The sequence below is a fragment of the Syntrophobacterales bacterium genome, assembly GCA_019429105.1.
Classification (GTDB): domain Bacteria; phylum Desulfobacterota; class Syntrophia; order Syntrophales; family UBA5619; genus DYTH01.
The window spans coordinates 1-23,610 of sequence record JAHYJE010000030.1; the positions used below are offsets into that span (position 1 = coordinate 1).

Genomic DNA, 23,610 nt, shown 5'->3' on the forward strand with positions numbered 1-23,610 from the left:
TCTATGGCCTCTTCAATTCCATGAACCGCAAACGAATCCGTTCTGGCCATAATTACAAGATCGTCGTCTATCCTGGCATCAACGGCACCCCTGATCTTGACAATCATTTCATCGGCTGGAATGACCTGTTTCCCCTCCATGTGTCCGCACCGTTTTGGAAAGACCTGATCTTCTATGAAAAGTCCTGCCACACCAGCCCGCTCAAACTCTCTGACGGTTCTCGCCACGTTGGTCACATTCCCATGCCCTGTGTCAGCATCGACAAAAAGCGGAATATCAACAGCTCCCACGATATAATGCGCATGGTTTACCATCTCCGTCATAGTCAGCAGCGATACATCCGGTTTGGCAAGAAGTGAGCCAGAAGCAGGGTACCCACCAAGGGTTACGGCCTTAAAGCCAGCCTGTTCAACAATTGTTGCGGAGAGAGAATCGTAGGCTCCAGGAAGTAACAGGATATCCTTGTCGAAGATCAGTTTTCTAAACAAAGTGGTCTTTTTCATCAATATACCTCAAAATGGGTTTATGGGGAGTTACACAACCGTGCACCCTATTTTATGGATGCGAATACTACCAGCAGTTTCCCCTTTTTATCTCCAACACTTCGGGAGTAATGGGGCTTATTGGAATTATAGCAATAGCAATCGCCTTCACTAACCTCATAAATTTTGCCATCGTAAAAGAATTCCTGACGTCCCTCAAGGACATAGACAAGTTCCTGCCCTTCATGCGTCAAAGTCTCTGTTGGAAACTCAAACCCTGTGGTCACGATGAACCCGTCCATGAGTCTGTCCATCTTTTTGTAATTCAGGGATTCGTATATATATCCAAATTTGCCAAAGAAACGGGGAACATTCTTTCTTTCGGAAGGCCTTACGAGGGAAAAATCATACTCCGCTTGGCGAATTTCCCCACTCAGAAGATAAAATACATCAACATTCAGGACATAGGCTATTTTTGCCAGGGTACTGATTGGCGGTTCACGTTTCAGGGTTTCGATCTGGCTAAGGTAACTTTTAGCAAACCCTGTTTTCTGAGCCAAATCATCAAGTGTCATTTTTTTATTATGTCTTATCAGTCTGATACGTCTTCCGATGACGTCGCATATTTCCTTTGCATTTTCTCCGGTGGTCTTCATAGTGAATAATAAATATGCTAAAAGCGAACAAATGTCAACAAAAAAATATGCGGCCTAAAAGGAGCCCTTGTTTTTTGCGTTACGCTTCGCTAATGCATCTTCCATCGCTGGTTACCGGCTTATCGCCGGTATGACGAAACGGCGCATTTTTCAATAAAGTTCTCGTACCGACGTGGTCCCATTGGAGCCGCTAAAAATATAAAGGAGAGAAGAATGCCGCTTCCATGCCTTGCCGATCAGCGCGCTTGCGCCGGACACATTTTCACCCCTGCTGGACAAACTCGCCCGGTTGATTAAATCATCCTTTACAAAAGGAGCGGGAATCCGGTAAAGGTGCACGACACGGGATTGTGCCGCCGCGTCGCGCCGGAAGATAGTGGACGCATATTGGGAAATATCGTTTCCCCCTGAACTTGCGCGCAGAGGCAGGGAGATTTATGATTTCGAGGAAAAGCAGAAGGGACCTATGTTCACCAGTATAAAGCAAAAGACGGGGATATTGCTTCTGGTCGCCTTGACCTGCTGCTCGGCATTCACTGCGCTCTGGCAAAATGCCCGCTCCTATGGGGACGCGCCGGCAACTGATCCGGTTACCGTCCACGAAGGCAGAATCCTTTCGCTGAAAGAATTCCTGCCTGCTTCCGGCTCGGTCGGTTACATCACAGCCGTTGAAAACGACCGGATATTTGCCGCCGAAAGGACCTTTTCCAATGTCGAGTTTCTCGGCCAGTATGTCCTGACGCAGTACACGCTCGCCCCGATTGTTGTCCGCAACAGCCCCGCTTACCCGCTTGTTGTCGGCAACTTCATTACAGGAAAGCCGGATCAGGAATTTCTGGATAAAAACCACCTGCTTTTGGTTCGCAACCTCGGCGACGGCCTGATCCTCTACCGGAAGGGGGAAAAACTGTGACCCTCCTCCTTTTTTTCGCCTCGCTTTTCCTGTCTGCAACAACCGGTTTTTTTTTGGTTCGCATCCTTCTTCCCAAGCCGGACGGGGGAAATGCCTCCTTCCCCTTACAGTTTTTTCTGGGAACGGGAATTGGCGTCGGCATCAGCTCCTGCATCTATTTTCTCTGCATGATAACGGGCATAATTGGCCTCGCACCACTGCTCGACATCCTCCTGTGCCTGCTGCTTATCTCTTTCTCGTTGCAGAAGACAGCCAAGCCCCCGCGCGGCGAGAATCTTGAAAAAATGCCCTGCAGTGTCCCTCCCGCGAAAACGAGACTGGAAAAGCTGTTGATTGCCGTTTTTTCCCTTCAGGCGTTGGCCTCTGGCGGGGCATTTTTCTTTGCCTTTTTGAAAGAGCCCCACGGTCGCTGGGATGCCTGACTGATCTGGAACATGCACGCCCGCTTTCTTGCCCGGAGCGGCGATGCCTGGCGCGAGGTATTTTCGCTCCCGATGGACTGGAGCCACTGGGATTACCCGCTGCTGCTTCCGCTTTCGCTCGTCCGGAGCTGGCGCTACACCGGCCTCGAATCAATCTATGTCCCCGCGGCCTTTGCGTTTATCTTCTTTTTGCTGACGGCGGGGCTGCTTCTTGCCGCGGTAAGTTTTCTCAAAAACCTCTCCGGGGGACTCCTGGCGGGAATGATCCTGATCGCCACCCCCTTTTTCATCCTGATGGGAATCTCCCAGTTCGCCGACGTTCCCTTTTCGTTTTTTGTTCTGGCGACGATCGTTCTACTATTTTTCCAGGAACGCTTTGCGGAGAAGGGATTTGGCCCGCTGCTCCTCGCGGGGCTCGCCGCAGGCTTGTCCGCCTGGACAAAAAACGAGGGGATTATGTTTTTCCTGGTTGTCTTGTTTGTCCTTTTGACGGCAACCGCCTTTAAGGGGGGCTGGAAAGGGGCCGCGACGAGCTGCGGCTGGTTTCTGGCCGGGGCGCTGCCGGTTCTGCTTTTCGTGATCTACTTCAAAATGCAGCTCGCGCCGGCTAACGACCTGACAACGGGACTCGCCGCCGGGGAAACGATATGGTCAAAACTTACCGACGGGGGTCGCTATGGAGCAATCGCCCGGGACTTTTTCATCACGGGGATCAACTTCACCAAGGGGCCGGTCGATCTGCGTGTCGGCATGAAACTTGCCCCCGGCGCTGTCAGCATCCTGCTGCCGGCCGCCTGGCTCTGGTTTGCGGGCATCAATCACGACCAACGGAACCAAAGCGGCGTCATCTGCACCTCTGCCATTTTGATCCTGATGCTGAGCGGATACTTTACCGTTTACCTGCTCACCCCGCTCCCCCTGGAATACCATATCGCGACGTCGCTCAATCGCCTGTATATCCAGTTATGGCCCTCCATTATCTTTCTGTTCTTTATGATCGCCAACCCGCCGGACGGCAATTGGGGAGGCTTGAGCAAAAAAACTGCGGCGTCAGTCAGAGCGCCGGCAAGGAAAAATTTGTCGTCAAAACGCAAGCAGGGGCGCATAAAGGGCTGAACATGCGGCATCGCCCCTCCCCCAACTGATTAAGACTGAAGGGACGCGCTCCGTCGCGTCCGGGACGGCCTTTATGAACGTTAACCTTGATGAACTCGTAAAAAGTCAATTTTCCCCTCCCCTGGCGGGAGGGGATGAAGGGGAGGGGAAAAGAACAGACGGCAATACAGTAGCTTATCACCCCCACCCTAACCCTCCCCCATCAAGAGGGAGGGAAGTTGGGACTTTTTACGAGGCCGTTAAACTTCGTTTTGTGAACATTAAACTTCGTTTTCAGGTGAGGTAAATGGAAAAGATACTCTCTGTCATTATCCCCGTTTACAATGAAAAAACGACGATCCTTCCCGTTATTGGACAGGTCCTGAACCTCGATTTTGTAATGGAGGTAATCGTCGTTGACGACGGCTCGACGGATGGAACCGCCGAATTGCTCAGACAGACAGCCTTCGACAGTCGCGTCAAAACCGTTTTTCACGGCCGCAATATGGGTAAAGGGGCGGCATTGCGCACCGGATTTGGCCATGTCACGGGTAAAATCGCGACGATCCAGGACGCCGATCTGGAGTATGACCCCCAGGAGTTTGTCGAAATGATCAAACCGATCAATGCCGGTGTCGCCGATGTCGTTTACGGCTCCCGCCTTTCCGGGGGAAAACCGCAGCGCGTCCACCTCTTCTGGCACAAACTGGGGAACGGCTTGCTCACCCTTTTGACCGATGTCCTCTACAACACCACGCTCACCGACATGGAGACCTGCTACAAGATGTTCCGCCGGGAAGTTATTGAAACAATAAAGATAAAATCGAACGGTTTCTCCGTCGAGCCGGAACTGACGGCAAAGATCTGCAAAAACAAACGCTGGCGGGTTTATGAAATTCCCATCTCCTACTACGGCCGCAGCTATGCGGAAGGGAAAAAAATCACCTGGAGGCATGGCATCTCCGCGCTGTTTACACTCTTGAAGTACCGTTTTATGGATTAACCAAATTTCCGGTTGACAGCCAGTCGCTTTTGTTCTAAGGTCGGCCAACTTTTTCCAGGGGAACAAGATGAAAACGCACACAAAGATGACAGGGGAATGCAGGAAGCAAAGCGGACCTGGTACGGGTCTCCTGCTTGGCCTCGTCCTTCTCGGGCTGGGTCGCGCCCAGCACCCGTCGCTTTCAGGATAGAGTACTGCCCCCCACAAGTTAACGTATCCTAAGGCCATGGGTTTGCAATCCATGGCCTTTTTGTTTTTGGAGAATATGCCGTCAATATTTCCCTTCTCCCCCGGGGGAGGGAAAGGGCAGAGGAAGAGCAGGACAACAAAGATGAATTATTCTAAGGGAGAACAATATGTATGAAGTTATCTGGCATGGCCGCGGCGGTCAGGGGGTAGTCATCGCCGCGCAGATACTGGCCGAATCTGCCTATCTGCACGGGTTCAAAGGCGTCACCTCCGCCCCCACCTTCGGCCCCGAAAGGCGCGGGGCGCCGCTTACGGCCTCAACCCGCATTTCCGATACCCCGATCCGAACATTTTCGCAGATAGGGATGGCGGACATCGCCGTCGTTCTCGACCCGTCGCTGTTTGACGTGGTTGACATCACGGGCTCGCTGAAGCCGGGGGGTTTGCTGATTGTCAACACCGCCAAGAGCGCGGAGGAAATCGGCAGGGACGGCAACACGGCCACGCTGGATGCGGCGGAGATTGCCATCCGGTTTCATCTCTTCAAGGAGGGGGCGCCGATCGTCAACACCCCGATGCTCGGCGTCTTTGCCAAGGCGTCGGGGCTGGTGTCGCTTGCCGCTATGGAAAAGGGGCTCAAATGGAAACTGTCCGGAACGGCGGCGACCACAAACATTGCCGCGCTGAGGGCGGCATTCGAAGAGACAATAAATAGGGGCAGCGCCCCTATTTCGCGACCGAAATAAGGTTTCTGTCCCTATTTTAAGAAAGGTAAGCTATGGAAATAAAAGACGACAATATCTCGGCCATGTGCCGGCCGGCCATCGGCGAAGCCGGACGAACCGGCGACTGGCGCGACTCAACCCCGGTTATCGACCCGGCCAAGTGCATCGCCTCGCTGAAGAATCGCCCCGCCTGTTATCTTTGCTGGCTGTACTGCCCGGAAGGGGTGGTCATCACCGGCAACCCCATCCGGATCGATCTCGATTACTGCAAGGGGTGCGGGATTTGCGCCGAGGAGTGCCCCGCCCGGGCGATTGCGATGGTCATGCACGAGGAGGCGAAAAATGAGTGAAGTCAAAATTCTAACCGGAAATCAGGCGGCGGCGGCCGCCGTCAAGCTCTGTAAGGTGCAGGTAATCTCGGCCTATCCGATCACCCCTTCCACCTCGCTTACCGAAACGCTTGCCGAATGGATCGAGCGGGGAGAACTGAAGGCCGAGTATGTCCGGGTGGAAAGCGAACATTCCGTCATGACCGTCTGCGTTGCCGCCGCCACCGTCGGCGCCCGCGTCTTCACCTCGACCTCTTCGCACGGCCTCCTCTACATGCACGAACAACTCCACTGGGCCGCCGGCTCCCGCCTGCCCATCGTCACCTGCGTCGTCAACCGCGGCGTCGGCGCCCCCTGGTCGATCTTCAACGACCAGCAGGACTCGATCGCCCAGCGGGACACCGGCTGGATTCAGCTCTACTGCCGGGACAATCAGGAGATCATCGACACCGTCATCCAGGCCTACCGGATCGCCGAGCAGGCCTACTGCCCGGTTATGGTCTGTTACGACGGCTTCGTCCTTTCCCACACGATGATGCCTGTGGAAATCCCCGACGCCGAAAAGGTGAATGCATTTCTGCCCCCCTACAAACCCCATACGTTTCTCTCCCCGGAAGAGCCCCGGAATATCAATCCCGTCATCTTCCCCAGCCAGAGAAGAGACGACCTGGGCATCCTCCGGGATGGCTACATGGAGTTTCGCTGGAAACTCCAGAACGCGCTGGAGGGGGCAAGGGAGATAATCGTTGCGGCCAATCGCGAATACGCGGAGAGCTTCGGTCGCGACCACGGCGGGATGCTCTGGAGTTACAAAACAGACGATGCCGAGGTCTGTATCGTCGGCATGGGTTCGCTCGCGTCCGAGGCGACCGCTGCGGCAGACCTCCTCCGGGAGGGGGGAATCCGCGCCGGCGTGGTCGGCATCAGGGCTTACCGGCCGTTTCCCCGCCAGGAGGTGCGCGAAGTTCTCAAAAAGGCGCCCGCCATTGTCATCTTTGAGAAGAACGTCAGCTACGGATACGAAGGCGCCCTTTCAGCCGATCTCAAGGCGGCCCTTTACGGCACGGGGATAGACGCGCCCGTGCATAACTACATTGCCGGCCTGGGCGGCCGCGATGTGAAAGCCGCTGAACTTGCCGAAGCCGTCCGGGCTTCGCTTGCCGATATCGCAAGCGGAACGCGGGAACGGCAGACCTGGCTTAACTGTGTAACGGAGTAAAAAAATGCCGGAAAAACTCTTTAATGTCAATCAGAAGGAATACATACTGCCCGGGAACCGCTCCTGTCAGGGCTGCGGTCTGTCCCTTGCCTACCGCTACATCCTGAAGGCTCTCCGGGAAAACACCATAATGACGATCCCCGCGAGCTGTCTTACGGTTCTGCACGGCCTCTACCCGACGACCTCGGTCAATGTGCCCTGCCTGAACTGCACCTTTGCCAGCACCGCCGCCTCGGCCTCCGGTCTCGTTGCCGGCCTCGCGGCGATGAACCGCACCGACACGACGGTGGTCGCAATGGCCGGCGACGGGGGCACCTTCGATATCGGCTTACAGGCCCTCTCCGGCGCTGCCGAACGGGGGACTGATTTCATTTATGTCTGCTACGATAACGAAGGTTATATGAATACGGGCACTCAGCGCTCCAGCGCCACGCCGATCGGGGCGCTGACGACGACCACCCCGGTGCTGACGAAACAGCAGAACAAAAAGGACATGATGAAGATCATGGAGGCCCACGACATCCCCTATCTGGCAATGATGTCCCCCTCCTACCCGGTTGACCTCTACGACAAGTTTGTCAAGGCCAAAAGGATAAAGGGAACCAGGTACATGCAGATATCCGCCCCCTGCCCGCCCGGTTGGGTATTTCCACCAAAGGATACCGTCAAGCTCGGCCGACTTGCCGTCGAGACCAGCGTCGTTGTCCTTTACGAGATCGAGGACGGCAAGTTCCGCCTCACCGGCCGCAGCAAAACGCTCGCGGAAAAGGGGACCCGCGCGCCGCTTGTGCAGTACATCGAAAAACAGGGACGTTTCAAGAAGATGAGCATGGAACAATTAGGGAAAATGCAGAAATGGGTGGACGGCAAGTGGAACGAATATCTGAAGCGGGCCGAAGGATAACAGACAGTTTCGGCGCCGGGCGTCGAAACTTGAATCTTTCAAAGCGCCTGCCTGACAAGCTCGGCATAGCGGGCTGAGGCGCCGCGGGCCGTCGCAATCGCCCGCCGCCCCGCTTCCCCCTTTTCGTGGAGAAGTACTGGATTATCAAGCAGCCCGCAGATGCCGGCGTAGAGTTCCTCCGCGCTGTGGATGGTTATTCCGGCCCCCGCCGCGCCAAGCAGCGTTTCCTCGTCGCGAAAATCGTCCATATAGGGGCCATGAAAGACGACCTTCCCCCAGGCGGCGGCCTCAAGGATGTTCTGCCCGCCCTTTTTGACCAGGCTTCCCCCGCAAAAAACAACCGTGGCGAGGCTGTATATCTTGAAGAGTTCGCCGATCACATCGACAAGAACAATTCGTTCGCCTTCCCGCCTCTTGCCGGCGTTTATCTGCGACATCCGGATAAAATCCATAAAACCTGCCCGGCGCAGCAGCTCGGCAACCGCCGCCGCCCGTTCGACATGACGCGGGACAATGATCAGCATAAGCTCGGGACGGTACTCCCGCAACCGGCGATAAACATCCAAAATCACAGCTTCCTCCCCTTCATGCGTGCTGCCCGCGACGAGGATTTTGGCGCCGGTCTCCATCACGAGGCGGCCGGCTGTTTCTTTCTGCAATTCCGGAGTGGCGGCGGCGGCGAAACCGTCGTATTTGGCATTTCCCATAACTGTTATATGGGAACGGTCCATCCCGAGGTGCCCTATTCTTTCCCCATCAACCGCGGAAATCATTCCGGCTTTGTCAATCCCGCCGAAGACCCCCTTCCAGAAAAAACAGGTCTGGTAGTAACGGGCAAAGGAACGGGGCGAGAGCCTGCCGTTGACCATGACCACGCGGGTCCCCCGCCTGCGGCAGAGCCCGATGAAATTGGGCCATACCTCCGTTTCCACCGGGACAAAAACATCGGGACGTACATAATCCAGAACCTTTTTGACCACGCAGGGGATATCAAGGGGATAGTAGATGAGCGTGGCGCCCATGGCCAGTTTTTCGGCCATCTGCCGCCCCGTTTCCGTACTTGTCGAAAGCACAATGCCGGCTTCGGGCATAAGGGCATAAAGCTCCCGAATAATCGGGGCTGCCGCCGTCACCTCGCCGACGGACACCGCATGCACCCAGATCCTCGGCCTCCCCGTAAAAGATTTTAAGTCATCGGTGTGGCTCAAGCCCAATTTCGGCCCCAGTGAGCGGCGGTACTTCCCCGTCAGCAACATCTTCAGGCCATAATAGGGAAGGGCGAAAATGGCGAAAAAAAAGAGCAGCACGTTGTAGGCTAACGACCACATTTAAAACAATCACCCAGCGAACAATCAGAAAAATGGTAAAGCAAGACGTTCCCCTTCCAAAAATCAATTACCGGCCTGCCGCATATCACGGCTATCGGTGAATCGCAAGGAAGCAACGTCCACGGTGAATTTGCTCTCCGCAAAAATATCTGATTTTATTTATGTAACTAACAGCCGCATAATATTTATTTTTTTGCCCTGGTGCATGTTGCCTTGACATATAACCGCCTTCTTTCTATACTCGTAACACCTCGAGGATCATATTTGGTGAACCTGAGATTAGCTAAAAAGGGGGGATATAATAATGACAGACTGGGAATATTCTTTGATTATTGAGGCAACTTCAATAGCAGCGTGAATTAGGAATGACGGTCGTTATTCAAGCTCGCAACGAAAGCAACAGGAGAAGCAGGATGAAAATTATTGCGCCATCGATACTTTCCGCGGACGGCAGCCGACTCGGCGAGGAAATCGCCGCGGTGCAGGCAGCAGGGGCCGACTGGCTCCACATAGATGTCATGGACGGCCACTTTGTCCCGAATATCACCATCGGCCCAGGGCTGATCTCCTCCCTGCGCAAGGCAACGACCCTGCCCTTTGACGTCCATTTGATGATCGAAAATCCCGAGCGCTACGTAGCAGCCTTCGCGCAGGCGGGGGCCAACTGGCTCACCGTCCATGTCGAAGCGACGGCGCATCTGCATCGGCTGCTTGGCCTGATCCATGAACAGGGGCTCAAGGCCGGCGTTTCGGTAAACCCGGCCACGCCTCTTTGTCTGGTCGAACCAATCCTGCCGGAGATCGATCTGCTGCTGATTATGAGCGTCAACCCCGGCTTCGGGGGGCAGAAGTTTATCGAAAGCTCCCTTGCCAAAATCCGCGCGGCCAGGGAGCTGCTCAAAAGCACGGGGTCCCCGGCGCTACTGGAGGTAGATGGAGGGGTTTCCCTGAATAATCTTCGTACCATTGCCACTTGCGGCGCAGATGTTTTCGTCGCCGGAAACGCGATCTTCAAAAGCGATAGCTATCAGACAACAATCGGCGCGATGAGAAACATCCTCGCCGCGCCGCTTGTTGCCGTATAAATCCGCCTGCCCTTATCTTGCCTGCAGATAGCGGCCGATCGTCATGATCTCCGCCTCTTTCGTCCCCTCGTACAGCTCGAGGATTTTGGCGTCCCGATACCACTTCTGCACCGCGTAGTCCTCGATATACCCGTAACCGCCGTGCAGCTCGACGGCGTAATTGGCGCAGAAGACCGCAGTCTCGCCGCCGAAAAATTTCGCCATCGCGGCCAGCATGTAATCGGGACGTCCCTCGTCGATCAGCCAGGCCGCTTTATATACAAGCCCCCGCAGCGCCTCGATCCTGATTGCCATTTCGGTCAGCTTCTTCTGCGTCAGTTGGTAGGCGCCCAACGGCGCGCCAAAGACGGTGCGCTCTTTTACGTATTTGATGCTCGTCTCCAGACAGGCCTCGGCCAGCCCCAGGGCCTGGGCGGACACCATCACCCGGGTGGTATCAAAAAAATGCATCAACTGCTTGAAACCGTTGCCTTCTCTTCCGACCAGGTTCGTCTGGGGAACACGCACATCCTCCAGGGCAATCTCCGCCGTGGCGCTGGCGCGGATCCCCATCTTGCCGTGGATCTTGTTGCGGGTTACCCCCGGGGCGTCGGCCGGGATGACAATCAGGCTGAAACTGTTGTGCTTTTTCTCCTCCGGATTGGTGATGCACTGGGTGACCATGAAATCGCATACCGTGCCATTGGTGATAAACATCTTGTTGCCGTTGATCACATAGTCGCTGCCGTCTTTCACCGCCCGCGTCTTGTATCCGGCGACATCCGTCCCGGCATTCGGCTCCGTAAAGGCGCCGGCGCTTACCTGCTCGCCCCGGCAGACAGGGGGAAGATAGCGTTTTTTCTGTTCTTCCGATCCGTACTGGTAAATGGCCTCGCAGCCAAAAGACGCGGAGGTAATATTGAGGCCGATGCCCATGTCGAATTTGGAAAGTTCCTCGGTAATAATGGCATTGCCGAGAATGCCGGCATTGGCGCCCCCGTATTCCTCCGCTATCCAGGCGCCGACCAGGCCGTTTTCCGCCGCCTTTTTGCGAATCTCCGGCGTGTATTTCTCCTCCAAGTCGCATTCCTGCGCCACCGGCGCCAGTTCCGCCTGGGCAAAACGATAGGCCATATCCTTGAGCATCTTCTGTTCTTCGGTAAATTCAAAATCCATTTTGTCTCTCCCTTCCCGATTTCATAAAAGCCGGGGAACCCTTCCCAGTTGCAGCGCCGCCGGCAGCAGAGACCTGCTATTCGGATATTTCACTTCGCCGTGTAATCATAGACCCCTTTGCCCGACTTCCGGCCGAGACGGCCGGCGCGAACCAGTTGGACAAGCAGCGGCGCGGGAATGTATTTGTCCCCCAGCTCCTTATGCAGCCCTTCCATAACATGGAGCAGCGTATCGTTGCCGATCAGATCCGACAGGGCCAGCGGTCCAATCGGATGATTGCAGCCAAGCACCATTCCCTTGTCGATATCCTCCGGAGTCGCCAGCCCCTCGCCAAGGACAAAAAAGGCCTCGTTGAGCATCAGACACAATATCCGGTTGACAACAAACGCCGGGGCCTCCTTGACGACTATGCACTCCTTGCCGAGCTTTTCCCCCCAGGTCTTCGCGACAGCGAGGGTTGCCTCGGACGTCTCATAGCCGCGGATGATCTCCAGCAGGCGCATCACCGGAACCGGGTTAAAAAAGTGCGTGCCGATGAAACGATCCGGCCTTTTGGTAATCGCCGCCATCTCGGTTATACTGAGTCCTGAAGTATTGGTGAAGAAAAGACATTTATCGGAAACTATCGCCTCTAACTCTGCATAGACCTGCTTTTTGATGTTCATGACCTCAACGACGACCTCGACGACGACATCCGCATCGGCGGCGGCCTCCTTCAGATCCAGCACCGGTTTTATGCGCCCCAGAATCTCATCGGCCTGCGCCTGTGTCTTCTTCCCCTTCTGGACATCACGGGCAAGATTCTTGCGGATATTGTTCATGCCGTTGTCGATAAAGCGCTGCTCGATATCCCGCATCTTGACCTGAAAACCCGCCTCCGCGCATACCTGGGTGATACCATTTCCCATCAGCCCGGCGCCCAAAACACAAATATTCTTGATCTCCATCTGCTTCCTACCTCCCTATTTTTATTTCGGATTGAATCAATTCAGGCATAGTGATATGAAAGACTCCCGTCGTTTGCTGTAATCGGGATTACGCTCGGAGGCGTATAACACAGCCGGCGCGGGCATACAACAAATTAATGATTCCGGAAACACGATGCGCATAATCATTGACGGCTATAATTTGATCCGGCAGTCCAGCTTCCGGCAGTATGAACGGATAAGCCTGGAAGCGGGACGCAAGGCGCTCATCCGCAGCCTTGCTGCGTACCGAAAAAACCGCGGCCACTCGATTACCGTGGTCTTTGACGGCTGGATCGGCGGCTCGCCGAACGAGGAGCGCGACCGCTCCGAAGGGGTGGAAATCATCTATTCCCGCATTGGAGAAAAGGCCGACGAGGTGATAAAAAGGCTTGCCGAGACGGGGCAAGAGGAGATAACGGTTGTCACCTCGGATCGAGAAATCGCCACTCACGCCGCCCATCGGGGCAAAAGCGTAATCTCCTCATCAACCTTCGAGGCCCTGTTGGAGGAAACACCTTCATCGGCGGAGGAGGCCAAAGTGGCACTCCCTTTTCAAGACCAGCTCTACAAAAGAAAAATAGACGAAGACGAGGATGACGACAAGACGAAAAAGAAGGGCCCGGCGCGCCGACTCTCCCGGCATAAACGGCTTGCCCTCGCCGCCCTCAGGAAACTTTGAGCCCGGGGCGGCAGGAGGAAACAAGAAAACGCTCCAGGAGCAACGGCTGCGGGAGGTTGGTTGATTTGAGTTCCAGATCGGTCTGGGCGAGCAGCCCCAGATAAGCGATCAGTTCCCGGCGGGTGAAACGCGCCGCATTCTTTAGCGCCTGAAAAACAACAAACGGGTGCTGCGAGACGAGATCGAGCTGATCCTCCGCTTGCGGCTGCTTCAGGGACGGATAGATAAGCCTCTGGAAACGCCCGTAGTCCGTCGTATTGGCGTTGAATGATTTGAGTCGTCCCGCATCGATCAAAAGCCTCGCCTGCAGCAGCAGCCGGATTTCCCTGGTCAGCATCGCAAAGATCATCAGCGGCGCCTCGCCCTGTTCAAGCAGCTCCCGCAGCGCTGTAAGAGCGTCTGGCAGTTTTCTTGCAGAGATAGCCCCAGTCAGTGCGAAGATCACATCCTCCTTGGTCCTGCCGACGACGGCCTCCACATCGGCAGCCTCGATCACGGCATTCTCGCCGGCGTATGTAATCAGCTTCTCTATTGCCCCCAGCGACTCCCGCAGACTGAACCCGGTTTTTTTCCCGAGAGTTTCCCAACCGCCGCCGGAAATCTTTTTCCCGCTCCTGGCAAGGCTGGCGGCGGCCAGTTCCATAACCGTTTGCTGCTGTTTCAGCTCTTTTTTTATCTTCTCGAAAACGAGAATCCGCCCGACGGCGGCAATTGTTTTAAATAGCTTTTTTCTACGATCAGCCCCGGGCGCCGTCAAAATGAGATGATTGGCCGCCGGCATGCCCCCGGATAAAATCCTCTCCAGTCGCTCTGCTTCATCCGGCCTTTTGACAACGGGCGCGGCTTTTCTGTCAACCGCAATTTCCACAATCCGGGGAAGCCACGCCTCCCTTTGCCCCCCGTCGTCGCCGGGAACCAGTTTCTGCCACCCTTCGTCATCCATTTTCCGCCAGCCTCCGTCCCGAAGGTCATCCAGTTGCAAACCGGCAAGCGCCAGAAACTGCATGAACTCGGCAGTGGCCCGCACCGGGTCGGATTCCAGGCGCTCCCGTATTCGGGAAATGAGCTGGGGAAGATTATTTTTAGAGTCAAAAAGGCGGGTATTTTTAACGATCACGACTTTTCGCCCCGGCAAAAGCGGCGGGGTAATCAGCGCTTCGCAAAGGGCGCCCACATCCTCGTGCTCGCCGTCTGTCGCAAAGAGATTGAAATCACGCTCTTTGACAACGGGAAGCAGCGTATCGACAATCTTGTCCAGGGCATCCTGAAGCTGGAATTCCTCTTCTCCGTAGAGCAGAAAGCACGGAGGCGCCGCCTTGCCCCTGGCAAGTTCGGCGATGACCTCTTTGAAGGACGAAGCCTCAACGGCATCTTCTTTGTGAGCAGCCATAAGAAAAGCGACGCTTTACTGGTAAGGAGGCGTTCAGGCGCAAACCGGGACGTCTATTGGGGTTTCTATATGATTACGTACTTCTCGATATACCGGAAAACATCCTCCGGCTCGTCTATAACCTGAATAAGGTCGAGATCGTGGGCGGAAATTTTGCCGGCTGGCAGCATCGTTTCCCGAAGCCAGTCCACAAGCCCCCGCCAGTATTCGCTCCCCATCAGGATAACGGGGAAACTCTTTATCCGTTTCGTCTGGATCAGGGTCAACGCCTCGAAGAGTTCGTCCATAGTTCCAAAACCGCCGGGCATGATTACATAGGCGACGGAGTACTTGACGAACATGACCTTGCGAATGAAAAAGTACTTGTAGTCAATACTTACGTTGGCGTAAATATTAGGCTTTTGCTCATAGGGCAGGCGGATGTTCATCCCCACCGACTGCCCGCCGGCCTCCGCCGCCCCCTTGTTTCCCGCCTCCATCACGCCGGGTCCGCCGCCGGTTATTACGCCAAACCCGCCTTTCGCAAGCAAACCTGCGAGCTTCTCGGCCTTCTCGTAATAGACATCGCCGGGCTTCGTTCGGGCCGAGCCGAAAATGCTGACCGCGCGCTTGGCCCCGGTAAGGGTCTCGATGGCATCCACAAACTCCGCCATGATCCGGAATATGCGCCATGACTCCTCAATGGAGAGGGCATCCACTACATATTGTTTTTCAGCCATTATTTTCGTTTTTCTTTTCTTAAAAAATCTTGCGTCTCTGCACCTTGGCCAGGCGCCGACGCGCCTCGATGGCCTTGCGCTTGCGCTTCACCGAAGGTTTTTCGTAGGCGCGGCGCAGTTTCAATTCCTTAAACAGCCCGCTCTTGGAAAGCTTGTTCTTCAGGATCTTCAATGCCTTTTCTACATCGTTGTCAAATACCTTTACTTCCAAAGTTCCTTCTCCTTTTCGTTTAAATGACGTTATCGGCAACTATCGAGCGATCCGCAAGATAGCCGCTTGCACCGGAACACCTGTAATGAAAATACGGATTTTCTCTTTTTTGCTGAAAAACCGCTAGCGGAGGGCTGTAAATTCAAAAAATAACGCCGGGCGCCAGCGGAAAAGCGGCATAAAAAAAGGCAGCACGGCCCCTCGCCTTTTCAGGCTGTGCCGTAAACCGCCATTTTTTCAATTATTTGTGGATCACGCCCCTAACTGTTGTAAAATTTCTTTCAGTTTTTTTATAAAAATACCGTTTTCTTCAGGCGTACCGACGGTAACGCGCATGAAGTTCTTAATCCTTCCGGGCATATTGAAGTTCTTGACAAGAACTCCTCCCGCTAAGAGTTCGCTGTATATACGATCGGAATCGAAATCGCAACTAAAAAAAATGAAATTTGCATCGGAACGCCACGGCTTTATCCCGGCTATTGCCAGCAACTCGGCATAAAGCTCCTCCCGCCAGAGGCGAATCTCTTCTGCCTGTTTCAGGAATACCTCTTCATGATCGAGGTAGAAACCGGCAGCCGCCTGGGAAAGCGCACTGAGATTATAGGGAAGCCGCACCTTGTTTAGCTCGTAAACCAGTTCGGGGCTGCCGACGAGGAGGCCGAGGCGGGCCGCGGCAAAGCCTATCTTCGACAGGGTGCGAAGAATCACCAGATTATCGTATTTTGCAAGGAGCGGCAAAAATGTTTGCCCGCAAAAGTTTTGGTACGCCTCGTCAACAACGACAATGCCGGGGAAACTTTCAATGATCGCTGCAATGCGGTCACGGCTGAAGCAATTTCCGGTGGGATTGTTGGGCGAGGCCAGAAAGGCGAGGGCCGGGGGGTGCGCTTTGCTCTGCGCGCTCATCGCGGCGACGTCAAGATCAAACGCGCCGTCGAGCGGGACCTCCACAACCCGGCACCCGGCATTAACCGGAGAGATGCGGTACATAGCAAAAGTCGGCGTCGGAATCATGACCTCAGCCCCCGGACGGGCCACCGCACTGCAGAGAATCTGAATCAGTTCGTCTGAACCGTTGCCGATAATGACCTGCTCCGGCTTAACGCCGAAACTTTCGGCAAAGCGGCCAGACAAGCTTGGCGCGCCCGCCTCCGGATAGCGGTTGAGGAAAATTTCCGCAAGCCGGGCCGCAAACTCCGCCCGCAACCCTGCGGAAATCGTCAGCGGATTTTCATTCGCATCGAGCTTGACCGGATACCGGGCGTTTTCTACCGGATACGCCTGATGGGCAAGCACCTCTTCCTTGATTACGGATTTTATATCCATTGCGTCTTGTTTTTCCAATTCTGCGGCTGTTTTGAGCCGATAACGCCGGCTAATCGAGATCGCCCTCCTGGAGCACAAAATCCTGGTAAGCCGCGGCATCGAGGAGATCGTCCAGTTCTGACTGATCCTCCATCTCCACCACCAGCAGCCAGCCGGTATCATAGGGATCGCTGTTGATAACGCCCGCATCGTCGGTAATATCGTCATTGACATTCATCACAACGCCGCTTACCGGGGCTATCAGGTCAATTGTGACCCCGGAAGATTCAATGCTCCCGAACGGCTCGTTCCATTCGACGTACGAGTCCGTTTCGGGAAGATCCAGCGAAACAATCTCTCCCAGTTTATCCTGGCCATGATCCGTAAGACCGATCGTTGCCAGATCACCATCCACCCGTACCCAGAAATGCTCGCGACTGTACAGCAGATCATCCGGAAATATTTTCATAATTCATCATCCTGTTTTTGTAAGAAACTCCCCTTAAAGTCATCGCCCCGAAGAAAACAAACAAGGAGGCTAAAGCTCCACAAGACCAACGCCCGGGGTAGTCAAAACCTCGCAGCTATCCTTCCCCACAAGCGCCATATCCTCGATCCTGATGCCCCATTCCCCGGGGAAATAAACCCCCGGCTCGACCGTAACCACCATCCCGGCCTCCAAGATTTCCGCTCTGCCCGCCGACAGCCGGGGCGGCTCGTGAATCTCCAGCCCCACGCCATGACCTGTGCCATGGGAAAAATACCGGGCAAGCCCGTTCTCAGCGAGAAAAGATCGGGCAACTTCGTCTATCTCGCCGCAGGAAACGCCCGCCCGGATTGCCCCGAGAGCGCGGTCATGAGCCTCCCTAACGAGCTGGTAAGCCTCCCGCTGTTCGGGCGAGGGAGAACCGACACAAAAAGTCCGCGTCTCATCCGAATGGTATCCGTTAACAACCGCGCCATAATCGATCAGGACAAAATCCCCGGCAGCCACCCTGCGCCTTCCCGGGGTTGCGTGGGGAAGGGCCGCATCCGGTCCCGTCGCGACAATCGTCTCGAAGGACATCCTTTCCGCGCCGCCCCGACGCATCCGGTATTCAAGCTCGTAGGCGAGCTCCGCTTCCGTGACGCCCGGTTTAATCAAACTAATTACATCTGTCAATGCTTTTTCTGCTACCCGGATTGCCTTTTTTATCTCGCCCACTTCGGCATCGTCCTTGACGGCCCGCAGTAAATCGAGGCTGCTGCCCAAGGGCTGAAGCGTTGCCCGCGGCAGCGAATCCCGCAGTCGCAGATATTCTCCATAGGTAACGACTGAAGACTCAAAACCTATGCAAATGGCGCCCCGCTTTTGAAAAACGGCGGATATTGCCTCTGTCCGGTTTTTGAACTCGCTTATTTCCAGATTCTTTGTCTCAAGTCCAGCCTGCGTTATATAACGACCATCCACCAGCAGGGTCGTCCAGTCAGGGCCAAGCAGCAGCGCCCCGTCGCCGCCGGTAAACCCGGTCAGATAACGGATATTGCTTTCGTCGAAAATAATCAGACAATCCGCTTCCGCAAGGCTGCGAAGACGCCCTGCTCGCTTTTTATAGACATCCGGTTCAGGCTGCATGGCGACATAAATTCCCTATATTTTCCAGCCAGCGCTCAAGCTCAATTATGACGCCCGCATTTTTTTGCCCGCCCGCCTGCTTGCCAAGACGGGCGCGGACATCCTGCAGCAGCGCCCCCGCCCGCTCGTTTTGGGGATCGCGACCGGTTATCTTCTCCAGCATCTCTTCAGCCATCGGGAGATGGCCCTGGCGGATATAAAGCTCGGCCAGGGTCACTGTCCCAAAATCGGGGAACGTGTCAGAGTTTTCCCCCTCCGGCTCCTCTCGTTCATAGCCCTCCGCTTCGGCAAGCGCCCCTATTTCCTTCAGTCTATCTGCCGAATCGAGCGCCGGAGCCGAGGCCGGATTCAGGGCGGTGAACTTTCGATAAAACAGCTCCGCTTCGTCTGCGAGCCCTTTTTTTGTGTAAAGATCGCCCATGCAGGCATAGAGGCGGGAAAGGCCGGACAGGATGTCCTCCATTTCGCCAAGCAGATCGCGGGCCTCGTCTATGCGCCCCTGCTGCAGCCAGACGCGGCAAATCGCAATCCGGGCATCGAGATCATCGGGAATCCTTTTCAGCCTTGCCTGCGCCAGATTAAGCACGACCTGCGACTCGTCGCGCTCGAAATAGGGCTCCATTTCGGCAAGAAACGACCTTCGTCCCTGGTTGCTATTCTCGTTATTCATGCATCGTCTTCCAACGGGTTATTGTTCCATCTCGGCGCAAAGCCCAAAAGGCGCCGTGAATATCCTCTGCAAAAACGAGCTAACACAGCCTGTAACAACGTGTCAAGAGACTAATAACTATCACTCTTGTCGAAAGCTGGCCGCAAGAAGAGGAATTTTATCGATTGACTTACGGAAGGCCGACAGTATAGGGTGTCGCCATCAGGACGCGGATTTTACGACGACGATGCGACGGGATCTTTCGGCAACGCCCCGCGAGACCTCAGAAAAATGTCCCCCCCGTCATTTCCGCGCAGGCGGGAATGACGACTTGGTCGGGATGCGGATAAATTCGAAGGTCTTCCCGCTCGCCTTGCAAAAAGCGCACGAGGCGCCCCCATGAGCATTCCAGTCCTATTCTCGATGAAGAAAAATATCCTTTTCGGGGTGATTGCCGCGGTTATCATAGCCGGCGGGGCGGCCTTTTTTTATTGGCAGAACGAAGCGCCGAATGTGCAAACGAAGACCAACTTACAGCCAGCTTACCGAACGCAAATAGACGGTTTGCGGTTTTACGAGCTGTACCACGGCCGACGGGTGATCTCAATCACTGCCGACAGATTCGCCATCGGGAAGGGAAAACTTGGGTTTTTCAGCACCGGCCTTACCCGAAAGGCGACGATTCAAAATACGGTCATCGAGATTTATACCGCTATACCAACCACCGTTGCGCCTACCGGCAAACTGTCTCCGCATCCTGGAAAAACTCCTAATTTCACGCGCCTGTTTGCCGCCGAAACCTTCTCCGCCCTCCTGCCCGTGCGCAATATCGCGGAAATAGAAATCACGCCCGTCACAATCAGGCTCCGCGATGACGATGCCGTACTCACAAGCATTTTCGCAGTCAAAGCGGTCCTTCTCTTCCGGGAAAAGCAGATACGCTTCACGGGCCAGGTGCGGGTCGCATCCGGAGACGCGGAACTACTGACGGAAGAGCTTGTCTTCATTCCGGAAACCTCCCTGCTGCAAACGGACCAGCCCTTCCTCCTGAAGCGGGGCAGCGTCGCCCTCCGAGGCGCCCGCCTCACAACCGACATCTTCCTGAAACCGGGCACAGCCAAATAATGGTTCCCGATCAGAATCGTTGCGGGAATGACAAGAATGGGGAGGGGTTTTGCATTTGCCTCAACAGTTAGAAAATTAGTGGCTGCCGACAATTGAGCACGCGGCCAGTCCGGTTTCCCAAGCCGCGAGCATTTTCCCTGCAACGTCCCGAAAAACCGGGCGGTCTTCTGCATATTGCCGCACATCCGTTCTCGTCTGACCAACTGCTCCCAATACGGCGTCGAAGATTTCCCGGATCGTCCGCTGGGACAAACCGCAGTGGACGACGCCGAAATTGCGCAACTTGGCGCCTGGCCACCACTTTTTCGATCCGCCCAGCGACAGGGCCGGGATATCCCGAGGGAGGTAGGCGGCCGTAGTCACTATATCGTAGATCGGCGCAAGGCGAATATCGCCGCCGGTCTCATCATCATAAATAATGCCGTAGTTTTTCAGGTGCGCATCCCCGTTTCGCAGCGCCGTCGAAAGAACAAGCGATTGGAAAAAGGCCTCCTGTGCGCCAGCACGGTGCTGCGGCGATACGAACTGGGCAATGGACCGAGCAATCCGCTCGTAGGTGCTGTCGTATTTACGATCCGCACCGAGTCCCTGCAGGACGCACATGTCCTCGAAACCAAAGCATTTTCCATCCGCACCGATGTCGAAGCGCTTCATAACGAAGAGACGCCCGTCGTCTGTGAGGTGAAATTCCGGCGTCTGCAGGCCGGAGCGCCCGGCTGCAAGCATGCAAAAGTATTCGTTCGCCGCCAACTGGGGATAATCGTCGCCCCACGATTTCACAACATAAGAGGAGGAGCGGAACGTAACCCTGTCCCGGAGGTCGATCATAGCCTTTGGCTGAACGCCGGAGATGCCGGACCGAAGGAGAAACCGCGCCATAAGCTCTCGGAAAAGTTCTGCCGTATCGGGATATTTGAGGATAGACTCTAACTCCGCCGGCTTCGGCAAGGGCCCCCCGGCAGCTTCAGGAAACGGCTCGCCCTCCGACGACACGAAGCGGTTTCGACCTATCTGGTAGCCCCCGAGGATCTTCAGAAGGGAGATATCGTCCGTCCGGGCGATCTTGGCGATCGCCTGCCGGATGGCGATCAGCATAGCGCCCTCAGGAAGATTCATCTGAAAAATCGGATGCAGGGCGCTTTCCGTCCAACTCTGCAGGCGGACGGGCATGGTCAGGGAAACCACCGGCGAGGACGCCGCATCGGGATTATAGGCAAACACGTACGGATCCGGCCCCTCCAAGACGCCGACATTTTTCCCATGCATCCAGACATTCAGCCTGCTCATGGCGCCCTGTCCTTTTTCAATTCTTCCAAGGTCGGCGGAGCGCCCCGAGAACGAACATTAAACTCCAAGTCGAGAAAATCCAGCACCCGAAAAACCTTCCGAATACCGATTTCCGGAATCACGCCGCCTTCCAGCCGCCCCAAGGAGGCGCGCCCAATTCCGACCGCTTTTGCAACCTCCGCCTGGGTTAGTCGCCGTTTTTTTCTTGCCTCCCGAATTGAGCGACCCAGTACAAACAGCATCTCCGTTTCCCCTTAGACATTAATTGTGTCATATATAGAACATTATATCGATATTTTGCTGTGGTGCTTAATATATGAAGCATTATAAGAAATCAAGTAGAAATAGGTTTCTGTCCCTATTTTACAAACAGGCAAGTCAAGAATTTTTTTGACATTGCCGGCTTCCTGGGGTATTCCCTACTGAAAAATCCGGAAATCGTAATTTCTTGTTTATGGGGGCAGGCTATGGAATGTGTGCGAAAGACTATCTGGCAGATGGTGGGGGAAATCGTCGAGCGCTACCCCGAGAGGGATGCCCTGATCCATCGGGAACGCGGGGTGCGTTGCAGCTATCGCCAGTTGGGGCTGGCTGTGGAGCAGACGGCCCGGGGAATGATCGCGCTGGGGCTCGAAAAGGGAGACCGGATTGCCCTGTGGGCCCCGAACATCCCGGAGTGGATCATCGCCTTTCTCGGGATCGCCGCAATCGGGGGGGTAGTTGTTCCCGTCGATCCCGGAGCGCGGGAAGACGATCTGCGCTACCTTCTGGAGCAGTCAGAATGCCGGGGCATCATCATGGCCGCCGGGATGGAGGGACAGGAATATGTGGAGATGCTTCGCAGTATCAGGGATAAGTTGCCCCTCCTGCAGCAGACAATTGCCATCTCCGCGGAAATTTTCCCCAATATGCTCCCGTGGACGGAGCTTGCCGGGCGCGGGGCAAGCGTGGCGCCGGAGCGTTTTCAAAGCGCCGCCGCCGCGGTTCATCCGGAGGAACCGGTCGCCATCATGTTTACCTCCGGCACAACGGGCCGGCCCAAGGGGGTAACGCTGGCTCACCTCGGACTCCTCAACAAATCAATTTTTTCCAACGAGCGTCAGGGCTTGACTCATGCCGACCGGGTTTGTCTCTTCTTTCCCCTTTTTCACATGTTCGGAAATACCTGCATCGCCCTTTCGAGCCTGATTCAGGGAGCGGCGCTGATCATGCCAGCCGCGGCCTTTGACCCCCCGAAAATTCTCCAAGCCATTCGGGAAGAAGGCTGCACGGCCATTTACGGCTCTCCCTCCATGCTTATCGCCCTGCTGGAAAACCCGGCATTCCGCAAGGAGGAATGGGCCCTGGTCAAAAGAGGCGTCCTCGGCGGAGCGCCCTGTCCCGTCGAACTGATGCGGAAACTGGTGGAAGACGTGGGCGTCTCCGGAATCGCCGTGGCCTATGGAACTACCGAGGCCAGTTCATGGCTGACCATGACTCATCCGGACGACCCCGTGGAGCTGCGGGTGGGGACGATCGGCACCTCCCTTGCATGCAACGAAGTCAGGATTGTTGATCCGCAGACCGGCGAAGCTCTGGCGGCGGGAATCCCCGGAGAAATCTGCACCCGCGGTTTTCTGATGCAGGGATACTACCGGATGCCGGGGGCAACAGCAAACGCCATCGACCATGACGGCTGGTACCATACCGGGGATCTGGGGCGGATGGATGAACGGGGCTATATATACATCACCGGACGGCTGAAGGATGTGATCCGCAGAGACGGGCGGGAAATCTATCCATCGGAAATAGAAGATGTTTTGTACAGACATCCGGAAATCGCCGAGGCGCAGGTCTTCGGCTTTCCTCATCCGGAAAAGGGGCAGGAGGCGGCAGCCTGGGTGCGGTTGAAGGAGGGCTCGCTCCTTACTGAACAGCAGGTGGCTGACTACCTGCAAGCAACCGTCGCTCCCGACAAAATGCCAGGCAATATCAAGATCGTAGCGAGCTTTCCGATGACCAGAAGCGGCAAGGTGCAGAAGTTCAAACTCGCCGAATTAATATAGGGACGCTTCCCATACTAAATCCTGAGTCGCGCCGCTGCCCACAAATATGATTCGCTATCAACGATAGTTGAAAAATAGGGGCGGTGTCTCTATATTTTGTGTGCAAATCAGA

General features: G+C 55.3%; 27 protein-coding genes. 13 read left to right on the forward strand and 14 right to left on the reverse strand.

What is annotated here, in order from left to right; all coding sequences use genetic code 11:
• Together K0B01_10680 and K0B01_10685 are read right to left on the reverse strand one after the other, a co-directional pair.
• The coding region (locus K0B01_10680; GenBank protein ID MBW6486599.1) for an isocitrate lyase/PEP mutase family protein at window positions 1-503 on the reverse strand (503 nt) is incomplete at its 3' end.
• 47 nt (window positions 504-550) lie between these two features.
• Window positions 551-1,138 (reverse strand): XRE family transcriptional regulator, encoded by a 588-nt coding sequence (locus tag K0B01_10685; protein MBW6486600.1) that lies wholly within the window; start codon window positions 1,136-1,138, stop codon window positions 551-553.
• Between the two features lie 466 nt (window positions 1,139-1,604).
• Between K0B01_10685 and K0B01_10690 the strand changes: the two genes are divergently transcribed.
• From K0B01_10690 to K0B01_10730, 9 genes are all read left to right on the forward strand, one after another.
• Window positions 1,605-2,051: a hypothetical protein gene (locus K0B01_10690; protein MBW6486601.1), complete on the forward strand. Its 447-nt coding sequence runs from the start codon at window positions 1,605-1,607 to the stop codon at window positions 2,049-2,051.
• Window positions 2,048-2,473, forward strand: coding sequence for a hypothetical protein (locus tag K0B01_10695; GenBank protein ID MBW6486602.1), 426 nt, complete (start codon window positions 2,048-2,050; stop codon window positions 2,471-2,473). The genes K0B01_10690 and K0B01_10695 overlap by 4 nt, the downstream gene beginning before the upstream one ends.
• 12 nt (window positions 2,474-2,485) lie before the next feature.
• Complete coding sequence (locus K0B01_10700; GenBank protein ID MBW6486603.1) at window positions 2,486-3,589, forward strand: hypothetical protein; 1,104 nt, start codon at window positions 2,486-2,488, stop codon at window positions 3,587-3,589.
• Window positions 3,590-3,662: 73 nt separating this feature from the next.
• Window positions 3,663-3,875, forward strand: a complete 213-nt coding sequence (locus K0B01_10705) for a hypothetical protein (GenBank protein ID MBW6486604.1) — start codon at window positions 3,663-3,665, stop codon at window positions 3,873-3,875.
• On the forward strand, window positions 3,876-4,571 hold the full coding sequence (locus K0B01_10710) for a glycosyltransferase family 2 protein (protein ID MBW6486605.1): 696 nt from the start codon (window positions 3,876-3,878) through the stop codon (window positions 4,569-4,571).
• Between the two features lie 356 nt (window positions 4,572-4,927).
• The gene (locus tag K0B01_10715; GenBank protein ID MBW6486606.1) at window positions 4,928-5,506 is read left to right on the forward strand and encodes a 2-oxoacid:acceptor oxidoreductase family protein; all 579 of its coding nucleotides are present in this window, start codon (window positions 4,928-4,930) and stop codon (window positions 5,504-5,506) included.
• Window positions 5,507-5,538: 32 nt separating this feature from the next.
• Entirely contained in the window at window positions 5,539-5,835 is a 297-nt protein-coding gene (locus K0B01_10720; protein MBW6486607.1) for a 4Fe-4S binding protein, read from the forward strand.
• A complete protein-coding gene (locus K0B01_10725) occupies window positions 5,828-7,033 on the forward strand; it encodes a pyruvate ferredoxin oxidoreductase (GenBank protein MBW6486608.1) in 1,206 nt (401 codons plus the stop codon). Before K0B01_10720 ends, K0B01_10725 begins: the two co-directional genes overlap by 8 nt.
• 4 nt (window positions 7,034-7,037) lie before the next feature.
• Entirely contained in the window at window positions 7,038-7,937 is a 900-nt protein-coding gene (locus K0B01_10730) for a pyruvate synthase subunit beta (GenBank protein ID MBW6486609.1), read from the forward strand.
• 38 nt (window positions 7,938-7,975) lie between these two features.
• Here K0B01_10730 and K0B01_10735 read toward each other — a convergent pair whose 3' ends face one another.
• The gene (locus K0B01_10735) at window positions 7,976-9,265 is read right to left on the reverse strand and encodes a 3-deoxy-D-manno-octulosonic acid transferase (GenBank protein MBW6486610.1); all 1,290 of its coding nucleotides are present in this window, start codon (window positions 9,263-9,265) and stop codon (window positions 7,976-7,978) included.
• A 413-nt stretch (window positions 9,266-9,678) separates the two neighbouring features.
• Between K0B01_10735 and rpe the strand changes: the two genes are divergently transcribed.
• Window positions 9,679-10,350 carry a ribulose-phosphate 3-epimerase gene (rpe, locus tag K0B01_10740; protein ID MBW6486611.1) on the forward strand — a complete coding sequence of 224 codons (672 nt, stop codon included), beginning with the start codon at window positions 9,679-9,681 and terminating at the stop codon, window positions 10,348-10,350.
• A gap of 12 nt (window positions 10,351-10,362) precedes the next feature.
• Here rpe and K0B01_10745 read toward each other — a convergent pair whose 3' ends face one another.
• Window positions 10,363-11,505: an acyl-CoA dehydrogenase family protein gene (locus K0B01_10745; GenBank protein MBW6486612.1), complete on the reverse strand. Its 1,143-nt coding sequence runs from the start codon at window positions 11,503-11,505 to the stop codon at window positions 10,363-10,365.
• A gap of 89 nt (window positions 11,506-11,594) precedes the next feature.
• The gene (locus K0B01_10750; protein MBW6486613.1) at window positions 11,595-12,452 is read right to left on the reverse strand and encodes a 3-hydroxybutyryl-CoA dehydrogenase; all 858 of its coding nucleotides are present in this window, start codon (window positions 12,450-12,452) and stop codon (window positions 11,595-11,597) included.
• 154 nt (window positions 12,453-12,606) lie between these two features.
• On the opposite strand from K0B01_10750, the gene K0B01_10755 reads away from it, so the two are divergent.
• Entirely contained in the window at window positions 12,607-13,152 is a 546-nt protein-coding gene (locus K0B01_10755; GenBank protein ID MBW6486614.1) for an NYN domain-containing protein, read from the forward strand.
• Here K0B01_10755 and holA read toward each other — a convergent pair.
• The 7 genes from holA to K0B01_10790 all read right to left on the reverse strand — a co-directional run bounded on the left by holA (window position 13,139) and on the right by K0B01_10790 (window position 19,062).
• Window positions 13,139-14,542, reverse strand: coding sequence for a DNA polymerase III subunit delta (holA, locus tag K0B01_10760; GenBank protein ID MBW6486615.1), 1,404 nt, complete (start codon window positions 14,540-14,542; stop codon window positions 13,139-13,141). The two genes, K0B01_10755 and holA, sit on opposite strands and share 14 nt — an antisense overlap.
• 65 nt (window positions 14,543-14,607) lie before the next feature.
• Complete coding sequence (locus K0B01_10765) at window positions 14,608-15,261, reverse strand: TIGR00730 family Rossman fold protein (GenBank protein ID MBW6486616.1); 654 nt, start codon at window positions 15,259-15,261, stop codon at window positions 14,608-14,610.
• 19 nt (window positions 15,262-15,280) lie between these two features.
• Entirely contained in the window at window positions 15,281-15,472 is a 192-nt protein-coding gene (gene rpsU, locus K0B01_10770) for a 30S ribosomal protein S21 (protein MBW6486617.1), read from the reverse strand.
• 252 nt (window positions 15,473-15,724) lie between these two features.
• Window positions 15,725-16,798 carry a histidinol-phosphate transaminase gene (gene hisC, locus K0B01_10775; GenBank protein ID MBW6486618.1) on the reverse strand — a complete coding sequence of 358 codons (1,074 nt, stop codon included), beginning with the start codon at window positions 16,796-16,798 and terminating at the stop codon, window positions 15,725-15,727.
• A gap of 49 nt (window positions 16,799-16,847) precedes the next feature.
• Window positions 16,848-17,246, reverse strand: a complete 399-nt coding sequence (gcvH, locus tag K0B01_10780; GenBank protein MBW6486619.1) for a glycine cleavage system protein GcvH — start codon at window positions 17,244-17,246, stop codon at window positions 16,848-16,850.
• 69 nt (window positions 17,247-17,315) lie between these two features.
• Window positions 17,316-18,392 (reverse strand): Xaa-Pro peptidase family protein, encoded by a 1,077-nt coding sequence (locus tag K0B01_10785; GenBank protein ID MBW6486620.1) that lies wholly within the window; start codon window positions 18,390-18,392, stop codon window positions 17,316-17,318.
• On the reverse strand, window positions 18,382-19,062 hold the full coding sequence (locus K0B01_10790) for a tetratricopeptide repeat protein (GenBank protein MBW6486621.1): 681 nt from the start codon (window positions 19,060-19,062) through the stop codon (window positions 18,382-18,384). Before K0B01_10790 ends, K0B01_10785 begins: the two co-directional genes overlap by 11 nt.
• 378 nt (window positions 19,063-19,440) lie before the next feature.
• Here K0B01_10790 and lptC point away from each other — a divergent pair, with 378 nt between their 5' ends.
• Window positions 19,441-20,166, forward strand: a complete 726-nt coding sequence (lptC, locus tag K0B01_10795; protein ID MBW6486622.1) for an LPS export ABC transporter periplasmic protein LptC — start codon at window positions 19,441-19,443, stop codon at window positions 20,164-20,166.
• Between the two features lie 75 nt (window positions 20,167-20,241).
• Here the strand turns inward: lptC and K0B01_10800 are convergent, their stop codons facing one another.
• Both K0B01_10800 and K0B01_10805 read right to left on the reverse strand, forming a co-directional pair.
• Window positions 20,242-21,453: a type II toxin-antitoxin system HipA family toxin gene (locus K0B01_10800; GenBank protein ID MBW6486623.1), complete on the reverse strand. Its 1,212-nt coding sequence runs from the start codon at window positions 21,451-21,453 to the stop codon at window positions 20,242-20,244.
• Window positions 21,450-21,695, reverse strand: coding sequence for a helix-turn-helix domain-containing protein (locus K0B01_10805; protein ID MBW6486624.1), 246 nt, complete (start codon window positions 21,693-21,695; stop codon window positions 21,450-21,452). The genes K0B01_10800 and K0B01_10805 overlap by 4 nt, the downstream gene beginning before the upstream one ends.
• 225 nt (window positions 21,696-21,920) lie before the next feature.
• Between K0B01_10805 and K0B01_10810 the strand changes: the two genes are divergently transcribed.
• Window positions 21,921-23,498, forward strand: coding sequence for an AMP-binding protein (locus tag K0B01_10810; GenBank protein ID MBW6486625.1), 1,578 nt, complete (start codon window positions 21,921-21,923; stop codon window positions 23,496-23,498).
• Window positions 23,499-23,610: the final 112 nt, after the last annotated feature.

Coding starts and splice junctions, on each gene's coding strand:
- K0B01_10685 (MBW6486600.1), bottom strand. CDS start 1,138: ATGAAGACCACCGGAGAAAATGCAAAGGAAATATGCGACGTCATCGGA.
- K0B01_10690 (MBW6486601.1), top strand. CDS start 1,605: ATGTTCACCAGTATAAAGCAAAAGACGGGGATATTGCTTCTGGTCGCC.
- K0B01_10700 (MBW6486603.1), top strand. CDS start 2,486: ATGCACGCCCGCTTTCTTGCCCGGAGCGGCGATGCCTGGCGCGAGGTA.
- K0B01_10705 (MBW6486604.1), top strand. CDS start 3,663: ATGAACGTTAACCTTGATGAACTCGTAAAAAGTCAATTTTCCCCTCCC.
- K0B01_10710 (MBW6486605.1), top strand. CDS start 3,876: ATGGAAAAGATACTCTCTGTCATTATCCCCGTTTACAATGAAAAAACG.
- K0B01_10715 (MBW6486606.1), top strand. CDS start 4,928: ATGTATGAAGTTATCTGGCATGGCCGCGGCGGTCAGGGGGTAGTCATC.
- K0B01_10720 (MBW6486607.1), top strand. CDS start 5,539: ATGGAAATAAAAGACGACAATATCTCGGCCATGTGCCGGCCGGCCATC.
- K0B01_10725 (MBW6486608.1), top strand. CDS start 5,828: ATGAGTGAAGTCAAAATTCTAACCGGAAATCAGGCGGCGGCGGCCGCC.
- K0B01_10730 (MBW6486609.1), top strand. CDS start 7,038: ATGCCGGAAAAACTCTTTAATGTCAATCAGAAGGAATACATACTGCCC.
- K0B01_10735 (MBW6486610.1), bottom strand. CDS start 9,265: ATGTGGTCGTTAGCCTACAACGTGCTGCTCTTTTTTTTCGCCATTTTC.
- rpe (MBW6486611.1), top strand. CDS start 9,679: ATGAAAATTATTGCGCCATCGATACTTTCCGCGGACGGCAGCCGACTC.
- K0B01_10745 (MBW6486612.1), bottom strand. CDS start 11,505: ATGGATTTTGAATTTACCGAAGAACAGAAGATGCTCAAGGATATGGCC.
- K0B01_10750 (MBW6486613.1), bottom strand. CDS start 12,452: ATGGAGATCAAGAATATTTGTGTTTTGGGCGCCGGGCTGATGGGAAAT.
- K0B01_10755 (MBW6486614.1), top strand. CDS start 12,607: ATGCGCATAATCATTGACGGCTATAATTTGATCCGGCAGTCCAGCTTC.
- holA (MBW6486615.1), bottom strand. CDS start 14,542: ATGGCTGCTCACAAAGAAGATGCCGTTGAGGCTTCGTCCTTCAAAGAG.
- K0B01_10765 (MBW6486616.1), bottom strand. CDS start 15,261: ATGGCTGAAAAACAATATGTAGTGGATGCCCTCTCCATTGAGGAGTCA.
- hisC (MBW6486618.1), bottom strand. CDS start 16,798: ATGGATATAAAATCCGTAATCAAGGAAGAGGTGCTTGCCCATCAGGCG.
- gcvH (MBW6486619.1), bottom strand. CDS start 17,246: ATGAAAATATTTCCGGATGATCTGCTGTACAGTCGCGAGCATTTCTGG.
- K0B01_10785 (MBW6486620.1), bottom strand. CDS start 18,392: ATGCAGCCTGAACCGGATGTCTATAAAAAGCGAGCAGGGCGTCTTCGC.
- K0B01_10790 (MBW6486621.1), bottom strand. CDS start 19,062: ATGAATAACGAGAATAGCAACCAGGGACGAAGGTCGTTTCTTGCCGAA.
- lptC (MBW6486622.1), top strand. CDS start 19,441: ATGAGCATTCCAGTCCTATTCTCGATGAAGAAAAATATCCTTTTCGGG.
- K0B01_10800 (MBW6486623.1), bottom strand. CDS start 21,453: ATGAGCAGGCTGAATGTCTGGATGCATGGGAAAAATGTCGGCGTCTTG.
- K0B01_10805 (MBW6486624.1), bottom strand. CDS start 21,695: ATGCTGTTTGTACTGGGTCGCTCAATTCGGGAGGCAAGAAAAAAACGG.
- K0B01_10810 (MBW6486625.1), top strand. CDS start 21,921: ATGGAATGTGTGCGAAAGACTATCTGGCAGATGGTGGGGGAAATCGTC.